The 16,837-nt window shown below is 61.7% G+C and carries 25 protein-coding genes; 12 read left to right on the forward strand and 13 right to left on the reverse strand.

Translation table 11 applies throughout. From position 1 onward, the window contains the following. The first annotated feature begins 105 nt into the window (after positions 1–105). Genes QJT78_RS19915 through QJT78_RS19930 form a run of 4 tightly spaced genes read left to right on the forward strand, consistent with a single transcriptional unit; the run spans position 106 to position 1,349 of the window. The gene (locus QJT78_RS19915) at positions 106–309 is read left to right on the forward strand and encodes a hypothetical protein (RefSeq protein WP_281460280.1); all 204 of its coding nucleotides are present in this window, start codon (positions 106–108) and stop codon (positions 307–309) included. Then, positions 306–812: a hypothetical protein gene (locus QJT78_RS19920; RefSeq protein WP_038944526.1), complete on the forward strand. Its 507-nt coding sequence runs from the start codon at positions 306–308 to the stop codon at positions 810–812. The genes QJT78_RS19915 and QJT78_RS19920 overlap by 4 nt, the downstream gene beginning before the upstream one ends. 19 nt (positions 813–831) lie before the next feature. Next, the gene (locus QJT78_RS19925; protein WP_240537697.1) at positions 832–1,014 is read left to right on the forward strand and encodes a hypothetical protein; all 183 of its coding nucleotides are present in this window, start codon (positions 832–834) and stop codon (positions 1,012–1,014) included. After that, positions 1,011–1,349, forward strand: coding sequence for a hypothetical protein (locus tag QJT78_RS19930; RefSeq protein WP_038944528.1), 339 nt, complete (start codon positions 1,011–1,013; stop codon positions 1,347–1,349). The genes QJT78_RS19925 and QJT78_RS19930 overlap by 4 nt, the downstream gene beginning before the upstream one ends. A gap of 30 nt (positions 1,350–1,379) precedes the next feature. Here QJT78_RS19930 and QJT78_RS19935 read toward each other — a convergent pair whose 3' ends face one another. Further along, positions 1,380–2,027, reverse strand: coding sequence for a hypothetical protein (locus QJT78_RS19935; protein ID WP_049807873.1), 648 nt, complete (start codon positions 2,025–2,027; stop codon positions 1,380–1,382). Continuing rightward, positions 1,933–2,301 (reverse strand): helix-turn-helix transcriptional regulator, encoded by a 369-nt coding sequence (locus tag QJT78_RS19940; RefSeq protein ID WP_281460281.1) that lies wholly within the window; start codon positions 2,299–2,301, stop codon positions 1,933–1,935. The genes QJT78_RS19935 and QJT78_RS19940 overlap by 95 nt, the downstream gene beginning before the upstream one ends. Positions 2,302–2,937: 636 nt before the next feature. Between QJT78_RS19940 and QJT78_RS19945 the strand changes: the two genes are divergently transcribed. Continuing rightward, complete coding sequence (locus QJT78_RS19945; protein WP_281460282.1) at positions 2,938–4,317, forward strand: hypothetical protein; 1,380 nt, start codon at positions 2,938–2,940, stop codon at positions 4,315–4,317. On the opposite strand, the gene QJT78_RS19950 is transcribed toward QJT78_RS19945, so the two are convergent. Next, the gene (locus tag QJT78_RS19950; RefSeq protein WP_038944533.1) at positions 4,318–4,620 is read right to left on the reverse strand and encodes a hypothetical protein; all 303 of its coding nucleotides are present in this window, start codon (positions 4,618–4,620) and stop codon (positions 4,318–4,320) included. Between the two features lie 401 nt (positions 4,621–5,021). Here QJT78_RS19950 and QJT78_RS19955 point away from each other — a divergent pair, with 401 nt between their 5' ends. After that, positions 5,022–5,483 carry a hypothetical protein gene (locus QJT78_RS19955; RefSeq protein ID WP_281460283.1) on the forward strand — a complete coding sequence of 154 codons (462 nt, stop codon included), beginning with the start codon at positions 5,022–5,024 and terminating at the stop codon, positions 5,481–5,483. Here the strand turns inward: QJT78_RS19955 and QJT78_RS19960 are convergent. Continuing rightward, positions 5,443–5,949 (reverse strand): DNA ligase, encoded by a 507-nt coding sequence (locus tag QJT78_RS19960; protein WP_335337568.1) that lies wholly within the window; start codon positions 5,947–5,949, stop codon positions 5,443–5,445. The genes QJT78_RS19955 and QJT78_RS19960 overlap by 41 nt on opposite strands. A gap of 198 nt (positions 5,950–6,147) precedes the next feature. Here QJT78_RS19960 and QJT78_RS19965 point away from each other — a divergent pair, with 198 nt between their 5' ends. Together QJT78_RS19965 and QJT78_RS19970 are read left to right on the forward strand one after the other, a co-directional pair. Next, positions 6,148–6,372: a hypothetical protein gene (locus QJT78_RS19965; protein ID WP_038945915.1), complete on the forward strand. Its 225-nt coding sequence runs from the start codon at positions 6,148–6,150 to the stop codon at positions 6,370–6,372. Then, a complete protein-coding gene (locus tag QJT78_RS19970; protein ID WP_038945916.1) occupies positions 6,369–6,590 on the forward strand; it encodes a hypothetical protein in 222 nt (73 codons plus the stop codon). Before QJT78_RS19965 ends, QJT78_RS19970 begins: the two co-directional genes overlap by 4 nt. 295 nt (positions 6,591–6,885) lie before the next feature. Here the strand turns inward: QJT78_RS19970 and QJT78_RS19975 are convergent, their stop codons facing one another. Beyond that, entirely contained in the window at positions 6,886–7,212 is a 327-nt protein-coding gene (locus QJT78_RS19975) for a putative quinol monooxygenase (RefSeq protein ID WP_085965825.1), read from the reverse strand. Between the two features lie 71 nt (positions 7,213–7,283). Then, positions 7,284–7,649: a nuclear transport factor 2 family protein gene (locus QJT78_RS19980; RefSeq protein ID WP_038945843.1), complete on the reverse strand. Its 366-nt coding sequence runs from the start codon at positions 7,647–7,649 to the stop codon at positions 7,284–7,286. A 188-nt stretch (positions 7,650–7,837) separates the two neighbouring features. On the opposite strand from QJT78_RS19980, the gene QJT78_RS19985 reads away from it, so the two are divergent. Both QJT78_RS19985 and QJT78_RS19990 read left to right on the forward strand, forming a co-directional pair. Then, positions 7,838–8,674, forward strand: a complete 837-nt coding sequence (locus QJT78_RS19985) for a helix-turn-helix transcriptional regulator (protein WP_049808127.1) — start codon at positions 7,838–7,840, stop codon at positions 8,672–8,674. A gap of 171 nt (positions 8,675–8,845) precedes the next feature. Then, entirely contained in the window at positions 8,846–9,328 is a 483-nt protein-coding gene (locus QJT78_RS19990; RefSeq protein WP_240537872.1) for a nuclear transport factor 2 family protein, read from the forward strand. 174 nt (positions 9,329–9,502) lie between these two features. Here the strand turns inward: QJT78_RS19990 and QJT78_RS19995 are convergent, their stop codons facing one another. The 3 genes from QJT78_RS19995 to QJT78_RS20005 all read right to left on the reverse strand — a co-directional run bounded on the left by QJT78_RS19995 (position 9,503) and on the right by QJT78_RS20005 (position 11,514). Then, on the reverse strand, positions 9,503–10,324 hold the full coding sequence (locus tag QJT78_RS19995) for a DUF2182 domain-containing protein (protein WP_028150517.1): 822 nt from the start codon (positions 10,322–10,324) through the stop codon (positions 9,503–9,505). 49 nt (positions 10,325–10,373) lie between these two features. Further along, the gene (locus QJT78_RS20000) at positions 10,374–11,003 is read right to left on the reverse strand and encodes a DUF1326 domain-containing protein (RefSeq protein WP_028150518.1); all 630 of its coding nucleotides are present in this window, start codon (positions 11,001–11,003) and stop codon (positions 10,374–10,376) included. A gap of 145 nt (positions 11,004–11,148) precedes the next feature. Beyond that, on the reverse strand, positions 11,149–11,514 hold the full coding sequence (locus QJT78_RS20005) for a hypothetical protein (protein ID WP_155257863.1): 366 nt from the start codon (positions 11,512–11,514) through the stop codon (positions 11,149–11,151). A gap of 272 nt (positions 11,515–11,786) precedes the next feature. On the opposite strand from QJT78_RS20005, the gene QJT78_RS20010 reads away from it, so the two are divergent. After that, entirely contained in the window at positions 11,787–12,962 is a 1,176-nt protein-coding gene (locus tag QJT78_RS20010) for a hypothetical protein (RefSeq protein WP_028150520.1), read from the forward strand. Positions 12,963–13,004: 42 nt separating this feature from the next. Here the strand turns inward: QJT78_RS20010 and QJT78_RS20015 are convergent, their stop codons facing one another. From QJT78_RS20015 to QJT78_RS20025, 3 genes are all read right to left on the reverse strand, one after another. Further along, entirely contained in the window at positions 13,005–13,190 is a 186-nt protein-coding gene (locus QJT78_RS20015; protein ID WP_049807812.1) for a hypothetical protein, read from the reverse strand. Continuing rightward, positions 13,187–14,401 carry a zinc metallochaperone GTPase ZigA gene (gene zigA, locus QJT78_RS20020; RefSeq protein ID WP_028150521.1) on the reverse strand — a complete coding sequence of 405 codons (1,215 nt, stop codon included), beginning with the start codon at positions 14,399–14,401 and terminating at the stop codon, positions 13,187–13,189. The genes QJT78_RS20015 and zigA overlap by 4 nt, the downstream gene beginning before the upstream one ends. Positions 14,402–14,626: 225 nt before the next feature. Continuing rightward, entirely contained in the window at positions 14,627–14,884 is a 258-nt protein-coding gene (locus tag QJT78_RS20025) for a hypothetical protein (protein WP_240537674.1), read from the reverse strand. A gap of 215 nt (positions 14,885–15,099) precedes the next feature. On the opposite strand from QJT78_RS20025, the gene QJT78_RS20030 reads away from it, so the two are divergent. Continuing rightward, on the forward strand, positions 15,100–15,474 hold the full coding sequence (locus QJT78_RS20030) for a hypothetical protein (protein WP_014494631.1): 375 nt from the start codon (positions 15,100–15,102) through the stop codon (positions 15,472–15,474). A gap of 3 nt (positions 15,475–15,477) precedes the next feature. Here QJT78_RS20030 and QJT78_RS20035 read toward each other — a convergent pair whose 3' ends face one another. Further along, positions 15,478–16,803, reverse strand: a complete 1,326-nt coding sequence (locus tag QJT78_RS20035) for a polysaccharide deacetylase family protein (RefSeq protein WP_028150522.1) — start codon at positions 16,801–16,803, stop codon at positions 15,478–15,480. Positions 16,804–16,837: the final 34 nt, after the last annotated feature.

Consider the following 16,837-nt stretch of genomic DNA (forward strand, 5'->3'; position numbering starts at 1 on the left):
CCACCACCTGCTTTGTTACGAAGCAGGCAGCGCAACAGACCAACCTGTAGGGGGTCAATTTTGGACGCCGATCCCCCGGCTTAGGGGGTCAATATTGCAAGCCGAATGACAGTCCGTGACGAGAGTGCGACCGCGCCCGGCAAGCTGAAGGCGTTCATCAAGAGCAAGATCACGGCGGTGTCCGGCCTGTTCGGCGGCCTGTCTGTCACGTCCTTCCTGGGCGTGCTTCAGGATTGGAAGGTCATCGTCGCCCTGGGCACCTTCATCCTGATCGGCCTCGCCCTCTGGATTTGGATGGAGAAGAAATGATCAGGCAGTTCTTTGTGAGCTTGAACGACAAGCTCGGGCTCGGCGATCTGCTTTGGCAGATTGCGGCCTCCGACGTGGTGATCCTTACGCTCGCGGCTCTCGTCTTCGTCTGCATGATCGTCGGCCACTTCCCGATCATCAGCAAGCTCCCGGCCGTAGCGCCTTACGCAAGCGTGGCGGCGGTTCTCGTCTACGTCTTCCTTTCGGCGCAAGCGTTCCTTGTCGGCTACCGCTTCGCGGATGGCCGTGCCGAAGCCAAGGCATTGCGCGAGGCGGTCGCGGTTCGAGACGACCTGCTCGCGCGGCAAAGGTCGAGCTTGAATCTGGCGCTCGACGCGGCCGAGACCGCAGTGAAGCAACGCGACGAAGCGGCGCAGCGCGCCCAAGATGCACAGGACGAAATCGATGACTATGAAGAACGCCTCAAGGCTCGCCCGAACGCTGCTTGCCTGCTCACTCCTGACGATTTCACTGGCGGCGTGCAAGACCACGGAAAGCGCTAGGCCGTCGCCCGACTTCGCCGTGCCGCACGAGTCCACGCTCGTTCTCGACGAAGTGCCCGCGCCGAAGACCGCGCCCGGCATGGACGCGCGAGTGGCGTGGAAGCTCGAAGAGGCGGCGCGCAAGGAAGCGAACAAGCGGCTCCGCATCTCCCGTTCCAACGTGCGCAATGTGCGCCTCAACGCATCGGCCCAAGGCAAATGATCACTATCCCCGAATGGCTCTTCGGCCTGCTCGGCACCGGCGCTGGCGCGATCATCGCGCTTCTGATCCGCAACGCGGTTGCGCACACGAAGAACGAGGCATCGGCGAAAGCCGGGCAGGCCATCGCCAATGAGGCGAAGGCGGCAGCCGCCGAAGCGCAGCGGCTCGCCGCCGCGACCGAACGCGATCTCGCGCAGTTCCGCGAGAGGGTCGCACAGGAATACGCGACCATCAATTTGATCGACCGGCTCGAAGAGCGGTTGGTGCGGTCGCTCGACCGTATTAGCGAACGCTTTGACCGCTTTTTGACACGGAGCGGGGAGCCGTCGGCCTGAGTAGTTGATAGTCTGGCGAGAGAGTGATCGTCAGTTAAGGGGTATTGCTCGCTGGATTTCCTCAGCTTGCGCTGCCGACAAATCGGCGACCTGCCCGAATAGCGCGCGCCATTCTTCGAACAGCATTTTGATTTTGTTATTGGAGGTCAGCTTGACGTTGCGTTCTAACTCGCTCGCAAGCGCCGCCATCATTTCGGTGCCCACCTGCGATCCGTGACCGAAGTCTTCAATAAGATTGCCTGCAGTTACAGCGCGGCGCTTTGCATCACGGCACGCTTGAGCGACAAGCTCAACAGACGCCTGATTGAAAGGGAGAAGATTGCGGTGAGAGATCACGCCATCCTTATGGAAGGCAAAGCAAATGTGGTCCCCATCAGTAGCGATTCCGATGTAGTCCTCGGGCGCAAGCCCCTCCGATTTTGCTCGTCGGACAATGTACTTGTCTAATCGTTCGTTGATCGCTTCTTTGAAAGCATTGCTTTTAATGCTCCCTTTGAAGAGACCTTTATCTTTAAATTCAATTATGACTTGATTGTAAGAAGCATCGTTTCTTTCCCGCTCCGCGTGGAACACGATTTCAAGTTCATTCTCGATATGCTTGAGCCAACTCTTTCGCAGTTCCTCTTCGTTTGCCCAGTTTACGCTGTCTTTTTTTAGTTTCGAATAAAGAGAAGACACGGCTGACCCCCGACTCAATACCTTTAGCTTTAGCCTTCATATCGGCCGCAGAGAAGCCCCGCCGAGGCGGACAAACACGCCGCAAACGGCTCGGGCAATCTTGTAGATGTTGACGAGGCTCATTGCGTTCGCCGCGTTCAACACCCCCGATGTAGCTTCGGTCCAGACCCGCCAAATCCGCCAGCTCCTCTTGAGAGAGGGCCGCTTTTTGCCGCAGTTCTCGGACCCGCTTTCCGAAGCTTTCCCGAATCAACTTGACAGAATTTTCATCCATGCGGGATTCGGGTCACATGAGCGCGATGAGTCCACGGACTTTGCGTACCATCCGTCATAATTGCACCCACCGTAGTTGCAATAATTCACCAGCTAAACCCACTATGTCACAACATGCGTGGGACCTTGGCCTGTGTTCATGGTCCGTTCTACCGTTGATTTATGGCTGTGGAGACCCAGGGCGAGGCGTGGCAACTCGGTTGGCGCATCACCGCATGGTGTGCGTTCGGCAATAGCGACGGCATGCGCTCGATCAGATCGTGCATCTGTCAGTATTTCATCGAGTCCGTCGAGGCGGACGAAGGCTGGGATAAATGCTACTGAACTGATCTCGCGTTGCCGCGCGAAGCGGGCTCTCCTGTCTTTGATCTTAATGGAGAAGCCCCGTGTCCCGCGAGAATCCCTTTGCCGTCCCCTTCGATGGTCCCGCAATCGATTGGGTGCCTATTGTGCCGGGTGCAAGTCCCCTTGCTCAGCCGATCCGAGCGATCCGCGCGAACACCGCTGGCACCGTGACCGTGACGCTGAAGCGCGGGGGCGCGAGCCGCGTGATGAATTTCGCCGCCGGTGAAACGCGGACCATTTGGGCTACGCACGTAACGGCTGCGACCGCTACGGGCTTGGAAGGGGCAGTCTGATGCGGCTCGGGTTCGGCATCGGGTTGTCGTATCCGCTCGCTGGGATTGTCCTGCCGCCGAACTTCCTGGCCTATTCTGAGGACGTGTCGAAGTTCTCATGGCTTACGGGCGGCACGGGAGCGGCGATCCCGCGCGTATTCTCGAATGGCACGACGTTGGCTGTTGGGACGAGACAGCCGCTCCCCGACATTCCCGGCGGTGAGGCCGGGAAAGGATTTACCTGCACGGGCTTTTGCCAGGACCCCGATAGCACCGACGTTTGGGTCGGCAACTTCGGGGGGACTCGCGGCTCTGGCGGCGTCACGACGCCGACCAGCATCGTGCGGCTGTCGGCGGACGGTTCGAGCTTGGTTTCGCAAATCCAGACGGTGCAAGGCATCGGCGGTTTGCAAGGTGTCGCGTTCGTGACGGCGGGTGCGCTGCGCTGTCTTGCCTATGTCAGCGGCGCGAACAACAACGTCTATTTCATGAATCGCGACGGCTCTATCCCGCGTGCTCCGCTGGTCTTGCCGTTCGTCCCTAACGCGCTCGCCTGGGATGACACTCGTCAGGCGCTATGGGCTGGCGACGCGGCCAACGGCGATGTGTGGTGCGTGACTCTGAACGGCGTGATGCTGCGATACGCCGACTTCAACGGCGGATGGGGAGGACCCATCGACCATATCTGCCCGGACCCGTCGCGAGGGGCCGCCGGATATCTCTGGCTCACCGCTGGCGCGAACGGGTCGCCGGGCATGTTGCTCGCTTGGGACATCGCCAAGGACCAACTTGTCAATCGCTGGCTACTCGATAGCGCGCACGCCGTTGAGGGCTTGCTGGTCAGTGGCACGTCACTCAAGGTCGTCAGCGACGGCTACTATCATATGTTCGGCAGCGCGCCCAATTCGGCGGCCCCGTACAACGTCAACGAGATGCAGACCTACACGATTCCGGCCATTACTCAGTGGCGCTACTCCCGCGTGTTCAAGGCGGGCGAGATCGTCGGTCCTCCGGTGGCGGGTGGGCGTCAGCCCTACCGTCTGATCCTCGACCGTGGAGACGGCAATACGAGCGCTGACTTCACTCTCATCACGCGCGACGCAGACGCCTCGATCAACGGGCAGGTTGCTAACATGGCGTGGACCGGGAAGTCGATTGACCCCGCTGTCACCGCCAACATGGCGATGCGGCTGCTCAACGGAACGGCGACGAACTTCACCTTCGGAGCCGACTATGTGCGTCGCTCGCTCTCGGCGATGTTCGCGAGCGGTGCGAACAACACGCAGCTTGGCACGCGCGGCACCATGTCGCCGGACAACATTGTCAACGTGGTTGGGACGGCTCTCGCCGTGAACCTCGGAACGGCGGCGCTCGAATACGCCGCTCGCCCCGGAGCCTAGTCAGTCGATTGCGTAAACGCGATCCTGCGTCGTCCAGACGCAGGACTTCTCTCCCTTCGGCCGAATGCAGGCGACGTGAGCGTTGGGGACTTCGACAACGAAGATATCCATCCCCTTGCCGTATGATTTGCATCCTTCGGCCGCGCCCTTCGCGAGACCCGCATCAAAGTCCGCCTTCGCCGTCTTCAACACGGCCTGCAAACCTTCGAGCGTAGGGCAGGCCAGGGCGGTCGTGTGCAGCACGCCGGATTGCCCGACTTCCAATCGCTTTGCCGCGTGCGCGGAGACGACCGTGGCGATCACGGCGGCGGTTGCAAGGGCTACTCGAATGGGCATGTCACGGGCCTCCTAATCGCTACTGTAAGCCATCGCCGTTGAGGCGGGACGACTTCTGCAACTGACTTGGAGCACCGTCATGAAGAAGTAAACCCGTTCTCATGTCCTTGATCGAGCCTACTGAAATCTGAGACCCGATCTCGTTCTGACGGCGGCCTTCGTACCCGCCCGGCAATGCAACAGTGTCGCAACCGTTCCGACGACCGCGATCCGCAAAAATGTCTAGAGAACGATAAGGTGGCCGTGGGCGACACGGCATTTCCGAGACCCGCCGGGGAGACCCGCGCGGGTCTCATTGTGTTTAGACGGTCCTTAACCACGAAACCTAGCGGCTGGGACTCGCGTTCGTCCGGCGATAGGATCGACACATGGCCCGCATCATCCGCATGATGCCGCTCTCGGGCGGCGACCGTAAGCACTACGCTCGCGAGCTTGCGCGCACCGAGCGGCTGCACGCGGAGTTGGAAGTGCGGATGACGGCCGCCTATGAGGCCGCGCACCGGCTGGCCTGCGAAGAGTGGAACGCGCGGCGCTTCCTGGGCGGCGAGGCTGATCCTTCACCCTCTATCGCGGCGGCGATCCAAGCGGGCTTCACGCTGCTCGAAGTGAAGTGTGCGTCCTGCCGCCACTTCGAGCGCGTGTCCTTGCCCGATCTCGTCTGGCCGCGTGAGAAGCCGATCCACTCGCTTGCGAGGGTGCTCTTCTGCCAACCGTGCCGTGTCGGGAGCGGCGCGACGCGGCGGCCGAACCTGATCTGCCTCTGCGCGCCCGGCACGACCACGGAGCCGCCTAGAACACCCGCGAGAAAGCAGGGTGGGCGCGGTTCTTGATCTTGCGCCAATCGCATGTGCGGGGCCGGTAGCGCGTCTCACGTTGCTTCGAGACAATGCCTTCGAGCCCGGCCTTGCACGCCGCCTGGAACAGGCCGGGGCCTAGCTCGCCCGGCTGGAACGGGGCAGCGAAGATCGCCGCGTTTGGATCAGTGAGCAGCCGCCCCAGGCGATCCTTGCGCTCGAACAAGGGTAGCTCCCGAAGGTCGTCACCGGCGAGCGCCAGACAGTCGAAGGCGTAAAGTTGGGCTTCCGAGTTCCGCTTGTTGGAATGCAGGGCGTCGAAGTCGGCGTCGCCTTGCTCCGTGAGGATCACGATCTCGCCGTCGAGCACGAAGCGCTTGGTGCGGAGCTTCAAGGCGGCCTCAACGATCAGGGGGTAGCGCCATGTCCAATCGAGAGCGGCTCTGGACCGTAGCAGGACGTGATCGCCGTCGCGTTCCAGAAGGCCGCGATAGCCGTCCATCTTGATCTCGTGGAGCCAATCGCCACCGGCCGGGACGACCTGGGCGGCCTTCGGAATGCAATACTCGAAACGCTTTTGCATATGCCGGATGTAGTGACCGGCGGGCGGAAATGGAGTCTTGACAGTCGCGCCTCTTGTCCGCATATTGCGGACATGGCTGAGCGGAATTGTCCCCGGCCTCTTGTGAGGGAAACCCCAATGTCGGAAGCTACCACGATGGATCAGCAAGAGCAGGTCGCGCGCATCGAGCGCATGCAGGAAGAGACCCGCAAGTTCGTCGCCGAGCAACACAAGCTGATGGCCGAGCGCGGCAAGCTGTCGCGCGATATTGTCCTCGCTCCTTGGCAGCTTGTCGTCACGACGCTGACCGCCGGTGCCGCGCTGTTCGGCGCTGGCGCGGCCTTCATGAAGCTGGTCGGATGACCGGCGAACGGTTCACCGAATGTCTGGCCTCGCTGCGGTGGACGCAGCGGGGCCTCGCCACGATCCTCGACTGCGACGACCGGCTAGTGCGGCGCTGGGCGGCAGGGCAGGCCGACATCCCGGCGAGCGTTGCCGCATGGCTTGAAACCCTCGCGAAGTGCCACGATGCGGTCCCGCCGCCGCAGGGATGGAAGCGGCGTGTGGCGACCCAAGATTAGGGGTGCGCTCTGTGATACAAATTGGGATCAATTTGGGATACAGAACTAAGGCTTAGACCTAAATTCTCTAATGAAATCAACTGGTAGTGCCGCCCCATGGTTCCCTCCGAGCGCACCAAGGCATGTAACCAATTGAAATCTAAGTGTTGTTTCCGGGTGGCTTGAAAGCCGCCCTTTTGCGGCGCGAATTGCGCCAACAAGCCCCCTGGAAGTTGATGCAGACGCCGGAGACGGGATACCAGGTGGCACGCCGCGCTCGTGCGGTAGAGTCTCCGCTGGCGACGCTGTAACGCCGTCAATTGGAGCTCAGAAGACTTCGAGCATAGTCGCTCCGCAGCGACTCCCAAACCTCGATATCGCGATCGCGTGCGAGCAGTGCGGGAAGTGCCTTATTCCAGGCGTCTCGATAGGGTCGCTTGATCTGAACGTTCACTACCTCGTCATGGCTCTCCCAGGTCTCGTAGAGCATGAAGCGATTTTCGGACGCCGGATCGCGATGCAGGACCGCTTGATGAAACGTCGGCTCGTTTCTCATCGCGTCGAGCACCGCCCCGAGCAGCCGCAGAAAATTCGTGCGCTGCTCGGGCACGACGTCAAACTTGATGACATAGGTGACCGGCACGGTGCTTCTCCTCGGCATGTGTTCGGGCGTGATTGCCGGCGACGGACCAGCGTTTGCACGGCGGTCGTCCCTTAGGCTGGAAAGAACTGGTAGTCGGCGACGATTTTTCCGCTGTCGTCGACGACGAGGAATTCGAGCCCGCGGGCCAGAACGGAATCTCCGCCGGCTGGAAGCATTTCCCAGTGAAAGACCACGGTGTCGTGCACCCGGCGTGCATCGCCGGCCGCTCGAAACCGGTTGCGATTGTTCCTGACGTTCTTCTCATGGGATTCGCGCACCCGTCGCTCGAGGGCTTCCCGGCCTTCGACCTTGCGGTCGCCAACATAGTGCCGCCCCTCGGGGCCCCACAGTTCCGCGATCCGGCTCTTGCGCCGCTCCGTATCGGTCTCGTTCCAGACGGCGACGTAACGGTCGGCCAGACTGCTTGGGCTTTCCATGATGATCTCCTCGGCATGATTGGTCCTGCCTCAGCGCCATGGCTCGGACCTTCGCCAGGCCCGGGAAGGGTGCTTCACGCGACCGCGCTCGGTCGATAACCTCGCAGGTCAAAAACACGCTGACGTGCGGCGCGAATATGACCTCGGAGGTCATGGTGTGGCGGACGCGGCGCTTGGTAGGATGTCGCATGTCCGGCCGCGCAGTTGAATTCGGCGTATTGCTACGGAGGTGGCGGGTCAGCCGGGGGCTGTCGCAGACGGCGCTTGCGCTGGCCGCAAACAGCTCGACCCGGCATCTGTCATATCTGGAGACGGGTCGTTCGCGTCCGAGCAGGGAGATGGTCCACCGCCTGGCTGAGCAGTTGAACCTGCCGTTGCGGGATCAAAACGTGCTTCTGCTCGCCGCAGGCTTTTCGCCCGCCTTCGCCGAGAGGTCTCTCGAAGAGATGTCATCCGCCAAATCCGCGATGGAGCAGGTCCTCCGGGTCCACCTTCCTTATCCGGCGTATGTGCTGGACCGACACTGGAACGTCGTCCTGTCGAACGCGGCGCTGCCGCAGCTTTACGAGGGGTGTTCTCCGGAACTGCTTCGCAGTCCGGTCAACGCCGTGCGCCTCATCCTGCATCCCGATGGCATGGGACCGCGCATCGAGAATTTCGTCGAGTGGCGCGCCCACACCGTCACGGTGCTGAAGCAGCAGATCGAGGCGAGGGCGGATCCCGTCATCCAGGCTCTTTTGACCGAAGTATCGTCCTACCCGGCTCCCAAGGGGAGCGTGGCGCTCGCATCGCGAGATGGTCCTCAGCGATATGTTTCGCCACTTCGTGTTCAAACCCGTCTCGGCGGAGTCTCGTTCCTGAACACCACGACCGTTTTCGGTGCACCCGCAGATGTCACGCTGTCGGAGCTTGCTCTCGAAATGCTGTTTCCGGCTGACGAGGCCACGATCGCCATTGTGAACGACATGGTCGAGGAGACCAGATTGTCGGTTGCGAGCAATCCGCTCACCTCCAGGGCTGGTTGACCTGTCTGGTCGGGCTCCACGTGTGTCGTCGAGGGGCAGAGGCGGCACGCGTTCTCCGAGCAGACAATTTGACTTGCGAGATCATCGACTCTCTCCACTGCACGGCGCACCCTGGCGCAGCAGCGAGGGGCTCGCCGCGAACGATGCAGGGGCAGCTCGAGGGAGAACAGAATGAACAGGCGTAATCTTCTGATGGCATCAACGATGGCCGCGCTTGGCGCGCGGCTTTCGTCAGGCGCGGTCGCAGCCGAGCGAGCAAGCGATGGGAGAGACAAGATGGTCGGCGTTAACGACATCGTCGTGCGGTATCTGGCGGCGTGGAACGAGCGGGACGCGAAGCGACGGCGCGATCTCGTCGCCGCGACATGGACCGAGGACGGCACCTATGTCGACAGAGTTCGTGATGGGCGCGGGCACGACTCCATCGACGGCATGATCGCGAAGGCCCAGGGCCAGTTTCCTGGCTACCGGCTCAATCTCGCGAGCGGTATTGAAGCCCATCATGACCATGTCCGCTTCTCCTGGGTCGCGGGCGCCACTGCGGATGCACCGCTCTACATCAAAGGCACCGACTTCGCCTTCATTGCCGACGACGGCCGCTTCAAGTCTGTCGTCGGCTTTGTCGACGCCGCTCCGGCGCCCGCGGCGCGATAGGCCGGGATTCAAAGGCGATAAGCCATTGACACGAAAAATATTCTCGTAACCCCCGATTCTCGCATGTTGCCTGCAGCGAACGCTGGGATGCTTTTTGGTGAGGGACAGTAAGGTCGAATTGCACTTGCGGTGTTGCCGATGGCAATTCGAACTGAACATCAAGCAGGTTGCTGATCACCGCGGCAACGACACCAGTAGCCAGACGCCGGTGGCCGCACTCGCAATGCCGGCGGCGCGCGCGATCCATCGTCCAATCGGCGTAAGCTTCTCCAACAGGACGAGCAGGGCCAAAAGCGCAATCCAAAGCACGTTCATCACCCCGCCCACGAACAAAAGCGCCATAAAGACCCAGCAGCAGCCGACACAATAGCCTCCGTGCCGCAGCCCCAGCAGCAGGCAGCCTCGCAGGTCGTCGCGAAAGCCGCCGTGGCGCATCAGGAAAAGAAATGGCGACTGGCATTGGGCGAGACAGACGTCCTTGAGCGGTGTCCATTGATAGACTCCCGCCGCGATCAGCATGATTGCACTGAGCAGATTGCTGGCGATCGTCATCCGGGAATCCAGCAGGACTGCCCGCTCGATCGCCCATTGGAGTAGGGTTGCTGCCAGCGAAAAGCCGCCCCAGGCGAGGAGATAACCGGCCGCAAACCAGCCGGTCGCAGCGAACGGCTTGCCCTGCGCTTTCCCTTGTCGACCCACGCGGGCGTACAGGAGGATCATGGGCGCTGCCGAGGGGGCCATCATTCCGACCATCATAACCACCCACATCAGCAACACATAAGCGAACTCGATCGCTCGCCATGGCTCGCTCGCCGGCAACATGATTCCGATCCCGGCCGGGATCATGCGGAACCCGGTCATGTCCATGCCGCCCATGTCCATGTCCTTGGCAAGCCAGAGCACATAGCTCCATGCCAGCGCGACAATGATCCCGATCGCGCCGCCGACGATCCAGCGATCGCGCCGCAGCACGGTTTCCAGGGGGCCGTCGGTCATTTGCGATAAGTGTTGCCGGCCTTCTCGCAAGGCCGGATCAGGAGTTGCATCACGCCTGGTTCGACCAGCGGATCGGCGCATAGAGGCCGTTCTTGCCGGAATTGTCCCAGCGCATGCCATGATCGCTGAACGTATTACCGGCGGCGCCGACTGCCATCACCATCCTGTCAGGGCTGACTGGATGGCCGATGTTGGCCCACATTTCTCCGCTCGGATGCATGGTCGGCAACGGGTCGACGGACATGTGCAGGATGCCTGGGATTTCCGCGGACCGCGTCTTGCCCTCAATTCGGAATGTGATCGGGACCTTGCGAACCCCCAGGTTCTTGCTGATCAGCGGTGTGAATGCGGCCATCGGACCACCGGCGGCGCCGGTGAAGATTGCAGCTAGAGCCTCGGTCTGCTCATCGTTGGCGCGCTGGTCGATATAGGCGGCCACCGACCAATCTCCGTCTGCCATGATCCCCGGCGCGTGGAGGATAACCAGGACATTGAGTCCATCGAGCTCGATGTCGCCATAGCGGCCGCTCTCGACGTGGAAGATCAGCGGTACGTTACAGAAGCCCTCGGTCGGTCGCGCGGTCAGCGGCGGAGCCGCCGACACGAGGCAGGGACACACGATGCTGCAACTGCAATTCTCGAAGTAGTCACCGGAAAGGTGCCATGGGACATCCGCCATCGCTATCTCCCGCTAGGCCGAACCCGTTAGATTACTTTCGAATAAGCTACGTGGAGTTGAAAGTTACGCTGCGTGGCGAAGTCCCGCAAGCTGAAGTCCCGCAAGCCATTGTGAGGTTCGGTCAATCCACGGGAAGAAGCACCTATCAGCTGGAGATCCACCTGAACTCTTTGCCTATTTCCGCAAGCCATTGAAACTTCAATAAATGCGACCGCCCTCCGAGCGCGCCAAACGGCGGATCGCGGCGCTTTAGCCGGGGTAGGGGCCTGTTTCTGCCGAAGTGCCCTCTCAGATCAAGTCGATGATCTTGATCATAGAACATCAGACGAAAGAGGCTGCATCGGACGAGATGCGTCTGAGCGAATCTATTCAGCCAATCTGATTTGCCGAGATTGACCACGGCAGCCTGGCGCGGCGGCGGTTCCCAATCGATTGTGTCGAAACTGAAATTATAGACTTCCTCCGGCGTGATCATCGAAACCTGTGGCCGATGAATCCGCAGATGCCTCATGTCGCTTTCGTTAGAACAGTGCGCGTCCGGTTGGAATGAGTTGGAGCGGGCAAAGCCTGGAACACCGGCCACACCGCGGGATCCTCCCTGCTCACGCAATTGTTCCTGGACGTAGTCTGCCAGGGGCGCTGGTCGATCGACACCTTCTTATTGCGTTTCTATGCTATCACATCTTATAATTGATGAACTCCGAGAGACACGAAATATCGGTCGCTGGCTTCCGGGTCCGAACACGGGCGGCTGGAGTCGAGCACCTTTGCAAGGAGGGCAGCATGACACTCAAGTCGGGATTCCAATTCGCGGAGGCGCAACTTCTGCTTGAGATGGCGCAGCATGCCTACGCCGGCACGCCATCGCTGACCGAAGCGGTGGCAACCTGCGGCGTGCCCTCTGTGCCCGATCCAAGCTCAAATTGGGCGATCCGCAAGGACCTCACCCCGACGAGTGCCACGCTATTGGATAATTACTGGCAGGTCTGGCAGAACCAGAGTGACACCACCCAATACGCGATCGCAGTGCGCGGCACGGTCGCAAGTGCGGCCAGCGTGTTGGCCGACTTGCTGTTCCCCCTGATCAACGCGCGTTTTGACGTGAGGCTCGGTCCGATCTCGCTGCCGTTCTATCTTGCCCGCGATGAGGGTGACAGTGCGGTGAAAGCCGGTGTGCATTCGGGCTTCGCTCTGAGTTTGCTGCTCATGCTGTTCACCACCGATAGCCCGTTGTTCGTGACCTTGGGGCTGCTCGCGGAGCAGGGCAACGACGTCTACATCACCGGGCACAGCCAGGGTGCCTCGATTGCCACGCTGCTGACCTCGCTGGTCCGGCACTCGACGGATGTTTTTAAGGGGCCGGCCTACAAGACCTATACCTTCGCGCCTGCCAAGGCCGGCAACGACCACTACGCATACGATTACGCGCGGCTTGCCGCCGTCGACGGATACGGTTGGGCCGTGACGTCGACGCAGGACTGGGTGCCGCAGGCACCGTTTGCCCTGGAGTGGATATCAGACCTCAACACGCCAAATCCGCTGCGTGGGTTCGGCGGCAGTCCCAATCCCGAAGCAACGATCGCGCTCGGCGGCGTGGTCACCGACGGTGAGAACGCAGTCAATCGCGTTCGCGACGATGCGGTGAGGCGGCTCAGGCAGCGGGTCGATAGTCTCTCACTGAGGCTGACATCCGAGACGATCCATTTGACCGCCGCCGATCTCGGCGCGGCAACCGCCACACCGATCACGGGATCAACGATCTCGGACTTGATCCAACAGATCCTCGACCAGCTTCAGGCCTCGCTGAACTATGCCGACGTCGGCGCGCTGCTGCCGCTCTTCGCCAACCCGGGCGGCAACCCGACCGATGGGACGCCGGGATGCCAGAAGCTGGACTATTTCTGGCAGCACCACCTCGGCAACTACCTGAAATACATGAAGCAGCAATATGGCGGCTGAGCCGGGAAGGTGGTGCGCCCTCCGAGCGCACCACCTTCATCCTTATCGCTGTTTTGGCTGGATTTCGGCGACTGCCTCGCGCGGTGCTCGTTGGTCCAAGCGATCATCAGCTTGTCCGCCGGTCAAAGTGACCGGCGGAAATATGCTGTCGTAGATCGCACGCGCCTCACGGATGAGGCGCTGCCGCTCGAGCTCGGATTTCGGAACGAATCGAGCGACGTTGGTCATTTGCGTTCCGCGGCTTCGTCGGCGCGGCGCCAGACCGGGAAGGGGTCTTCGAGCTTCGCCCATTCCGTGACGTTCATCGCCGGCTTTCCCGGGACGAGGCAGGCATCCAGACGGGTGCGGAGCGAACCTTCATCCATACTGGTGCCGATGAACACGATCTCCTGGCGGCGATCGCCGTAGACGTCGTTCCAGTTCGCGCGCAGCTGCTTTCGCCAGGACGGGTCATCCGGCCATCTTTCCGCGGGTACGCTCGCCCACCAGAAGCCAAGCGCCTGCGTGCGCGTGATCGTGCCAGCCTGGCTGATCTCGCCAAGCCATTGCGGGCGTGTTGCCAGCCAGAAATGTCCCTTGGCGCGAATGACGCCGGGCCAGGGCTCCCTGACGAATTTGTCGAACTTTTCGGGATCGAACGGCCGGCGTGCGCGATAGACGAAGTTGGTCACGCCGTATTCCTCGGTCTCCGGCACGTGATCGGCAAAGCCGTAGAGCTCTTTGAACCAGAGCGGATGCTGCTGGGCCTTTTCGAAGTCGAACCTGCCGGTGTCGAGAATGCGATCGAAGGCGACCCGGCTGTGGTTGGCTTCGATCAGATCCGCTTCCGGATTGAGCGCGCGGATGATCTTTCGCGCTGCCTCGCGTTGTGCGGGCGAGGCGTCATCGACCTTGTTGAGGACGATGACGTCGGCAAATTCGATCTGCTCGACGAGGAGATCGACCAGCGTGCGCTTGTCGTTCGCCAGCGCTTCGCCGCGCTGATCGAGAAAATCCGTCGACGAATAGTCTTTGAGCAGGTTCACGGCGTCGACCACGGTGACCATGGTGTCGAGGCGCGCCACATCGGAGAGGCTTTCGCCGTCTTCGGAACGGAAATCGAAGGTCGCCGCAACCGGCAGCGGTTCGGAGATGCCGGTGGATTCGATCAAGAGATAATCGAAGCGGCCATTGTCTGCGAGGGCGCGCACCTCCTTCAGGAGGTCGTCTCGCAGTGTGCAGCAGATGCAGCCGTTCGTCATCTCGACGAGCTTCTCGTCAGTCCGGGACAGGTTCGCACCGCCATCGCGAACCAGATCCGCATCGATGTTCACCTCGCTCATGTCGTTGACGATCACCGCCACCTTCAGGCCGTGCCGGTTGTTCAGGACGTGGTTCAGCAAAGTGGTCTTTCCAGCCCCGAGGAAGCCGGACAAGACGGTGACGGGGAGTTTTTGCATGGAGATCGAAGAGCCTTTTCAAGGGGATAGGACGGTGACGCTTGGGGATGGGCATTGGGACCGGATATGTAATGTTATAACATTACATTCGTTGGCGGCGCCGACGTCAAGCCGTTTTGCGGCTCAGCTGAAATTCACGCGAACATTGAGGTGGATGATCGTTGGAGCGATCGGCTGCCGCTCAGCTCCAGCCAGCAGCGCGCTCGAAGGTCCCGCGCGGGCCTCTCAGCCATATTCGTCGCCGATCCCGTATTCCCGGTAGATCTCGAGCGGGTCCGTGTCCGGAAACAGGCGGCATTTGGCCTGGGCGAGGTGCAGGCTCACCGCCGACGGCTCCTTGTCGTTCGCCAGCATCTTGCGGATGTCGTCCATATGCGCGCTCGGCTGGTGTTTTGGTTCGAGCTGCTCCAGCGCGACAAGCGCGGTCGCCAGGGCCTCGGTCAGCACCCAGTCGTCGTGGCCCGTGATTCCCTTTTTCGGCATCGGCAGACCCCACATGCGGTGGCTGTGCCAATGTACCGTAGCTTCCGGCGAATCTCCATCGCGCAGCTGGCAACCTCGCGTTTACGTGGAACACGCAGGCCCCGGTACTCTCGCTTGCATTATGAACGCCCGTGGCTAAAAGGCGGCCGGCGATCGTATCTTTGTCGAAATAAAGATGGCGTAGACGGGTCGCATCGCTCAGGGCTGGAGCCGGCATGGTCTTTCTTAGCTTCGTCTACCGCTTCGTGACGAACTTCGCCTTCATGGCGATGGTCTATTTCAGCCTGAATTTCATGGAGAAATACCAGAACCGGGCGATCCTCGCGATCCTGGTGCTGGTCTATGCCGGCATGCGCGCGGCCTCGACGCTGCGTGCGTTCTATTTCTTCCAGAAGATCGAGAAGCTGGAGGCGGAGACCAAGCGCCTGCAGGCTCCGATCAATGACGGTTCGGGCGCAACGAACGCGCGCAAGCAGGTCGTGGCCGACGTTGCCCGGCTGCGCCGCGACGGCGAGCTCAAGTCCTATATGGACCTGTTCTTCCTGGCGCTGATCGTGCTGCTCTGCGTCGCCAACATCATGCGCCAGTAGAGCTTACTGCGCGCGCTTCTTCAGGCTGGCGACGCGGGTCGGATGCGTCACGGCACTCTTCGGTGCCGCGCCCTTCGGGGCGGTGCTCTTGGCAGTGCTCTTGGGGACAATGCTCTTGGGTGCGGTGCCCGTAGCCTGCGCGGTGTGCTCCGCACCGGCCGGCGCCGCGTGTGCGGTCCGATGTCCGCGCGACTTGCCGGCCTTGCCCTTGGCTGCACGGGGCGTCTCGGCCGCCATCGCCAGCCGCGTCGCGGCGCGCCGCGACAAGGTCGTCGACAGCAGGACCTCGACCGAGCCCTCGGGGATGGCAAAGAGATCGCGGTCGGGCACGGGCAGGGTGGCCGCGACATTCGCCAGCGCCATGGTCTTGTGCGGCAGCAGCGGCTGATGCTCGGTCTGCGCGTTGAGGTCGGCAAGCGAGGGCGCCGGCAGCGTCTTGGCCTGCGCGAACACGAAGTTCGGCACGGACGGCCAGCGGGCGATCGGCACGGTCTCGGTCGGTGGATGCAGCAGCCATTCCACCGGCGTGGTCGGCGTTGCCGGCCGGTCGGCGGTCGCGGGCACCACATGCACGATGCGATAGCCCTTCGCCTTCAAGTCACGGATGATCTTCGGCAGCGCCGCCACCGTACGGGGCTGGATGTCGTGCAGCAGCAGGATGCCCTTGCCCTTGGCTTCCAGCCGCTGGATCGCGAGCTGATAGACGCGGTCGGACGACACATGGCGCCAGTCGTCGGCGGGGAAGTCGGCGCTCCAGACCTGGATGCCGCGCGAGATCAGGAGGTTTTCGACGCCTTCGGCGCGCATCAAGCCGGGAATGCGGAAGAACGGCGCGAGCTTGGATGGATCGGTCATCGCGGCCGAGGTCCACTGGATGCCGCCGTTGATCTCGGCTTCGGCCTTGTCGATCGGCATCCGGTCGAACGTCAGCGGATGGCTCATGCTGTGCGTGCCGACAGTGTGGCCCGCGGCCACCAGCTTGCGCACGCCTTCCGGGTTCGCCTTGGCCTGCTCGCCGATGATGAAGAAGGTCGCCTTGATGCACTCGTCGTCGAGCAACTTGAGGATCTGGTTCGAATATTTCGGCAACGGACCGTCGTCGAAGGTCAGAACGACTTCGTGGTCTTTCAGCGGCAGCGTTTCGCGGTACTGCATGGTGCCGATGCGCGGATGCTCGCGCGGATCGACCACGAGGGTGCGGGAGGTCCCGAGTGCATCCGGATGGCCGGGACAGTCCGCCGCAAGGGCCGCCGGTGAACCGACGACCAACAGCCCCAGACAGAGGACGATCCACGATCGCGTCCGAACAACAACGCTACTTCCGATCATGAACCTCGTTTGCCTCCTTACGCGACTGCCGCCT

This window comes from Bradyrhizobium sp. Mp27 (assembly GCF_029953005.1).
Taxonomy (GTDB): Bacteria; Pseudomonadota; Alphaproteobacteria; order Rhizobiales; family Xanthobacteraceae; genus Bradyrhizobium; species Bradyrhizobium barranii.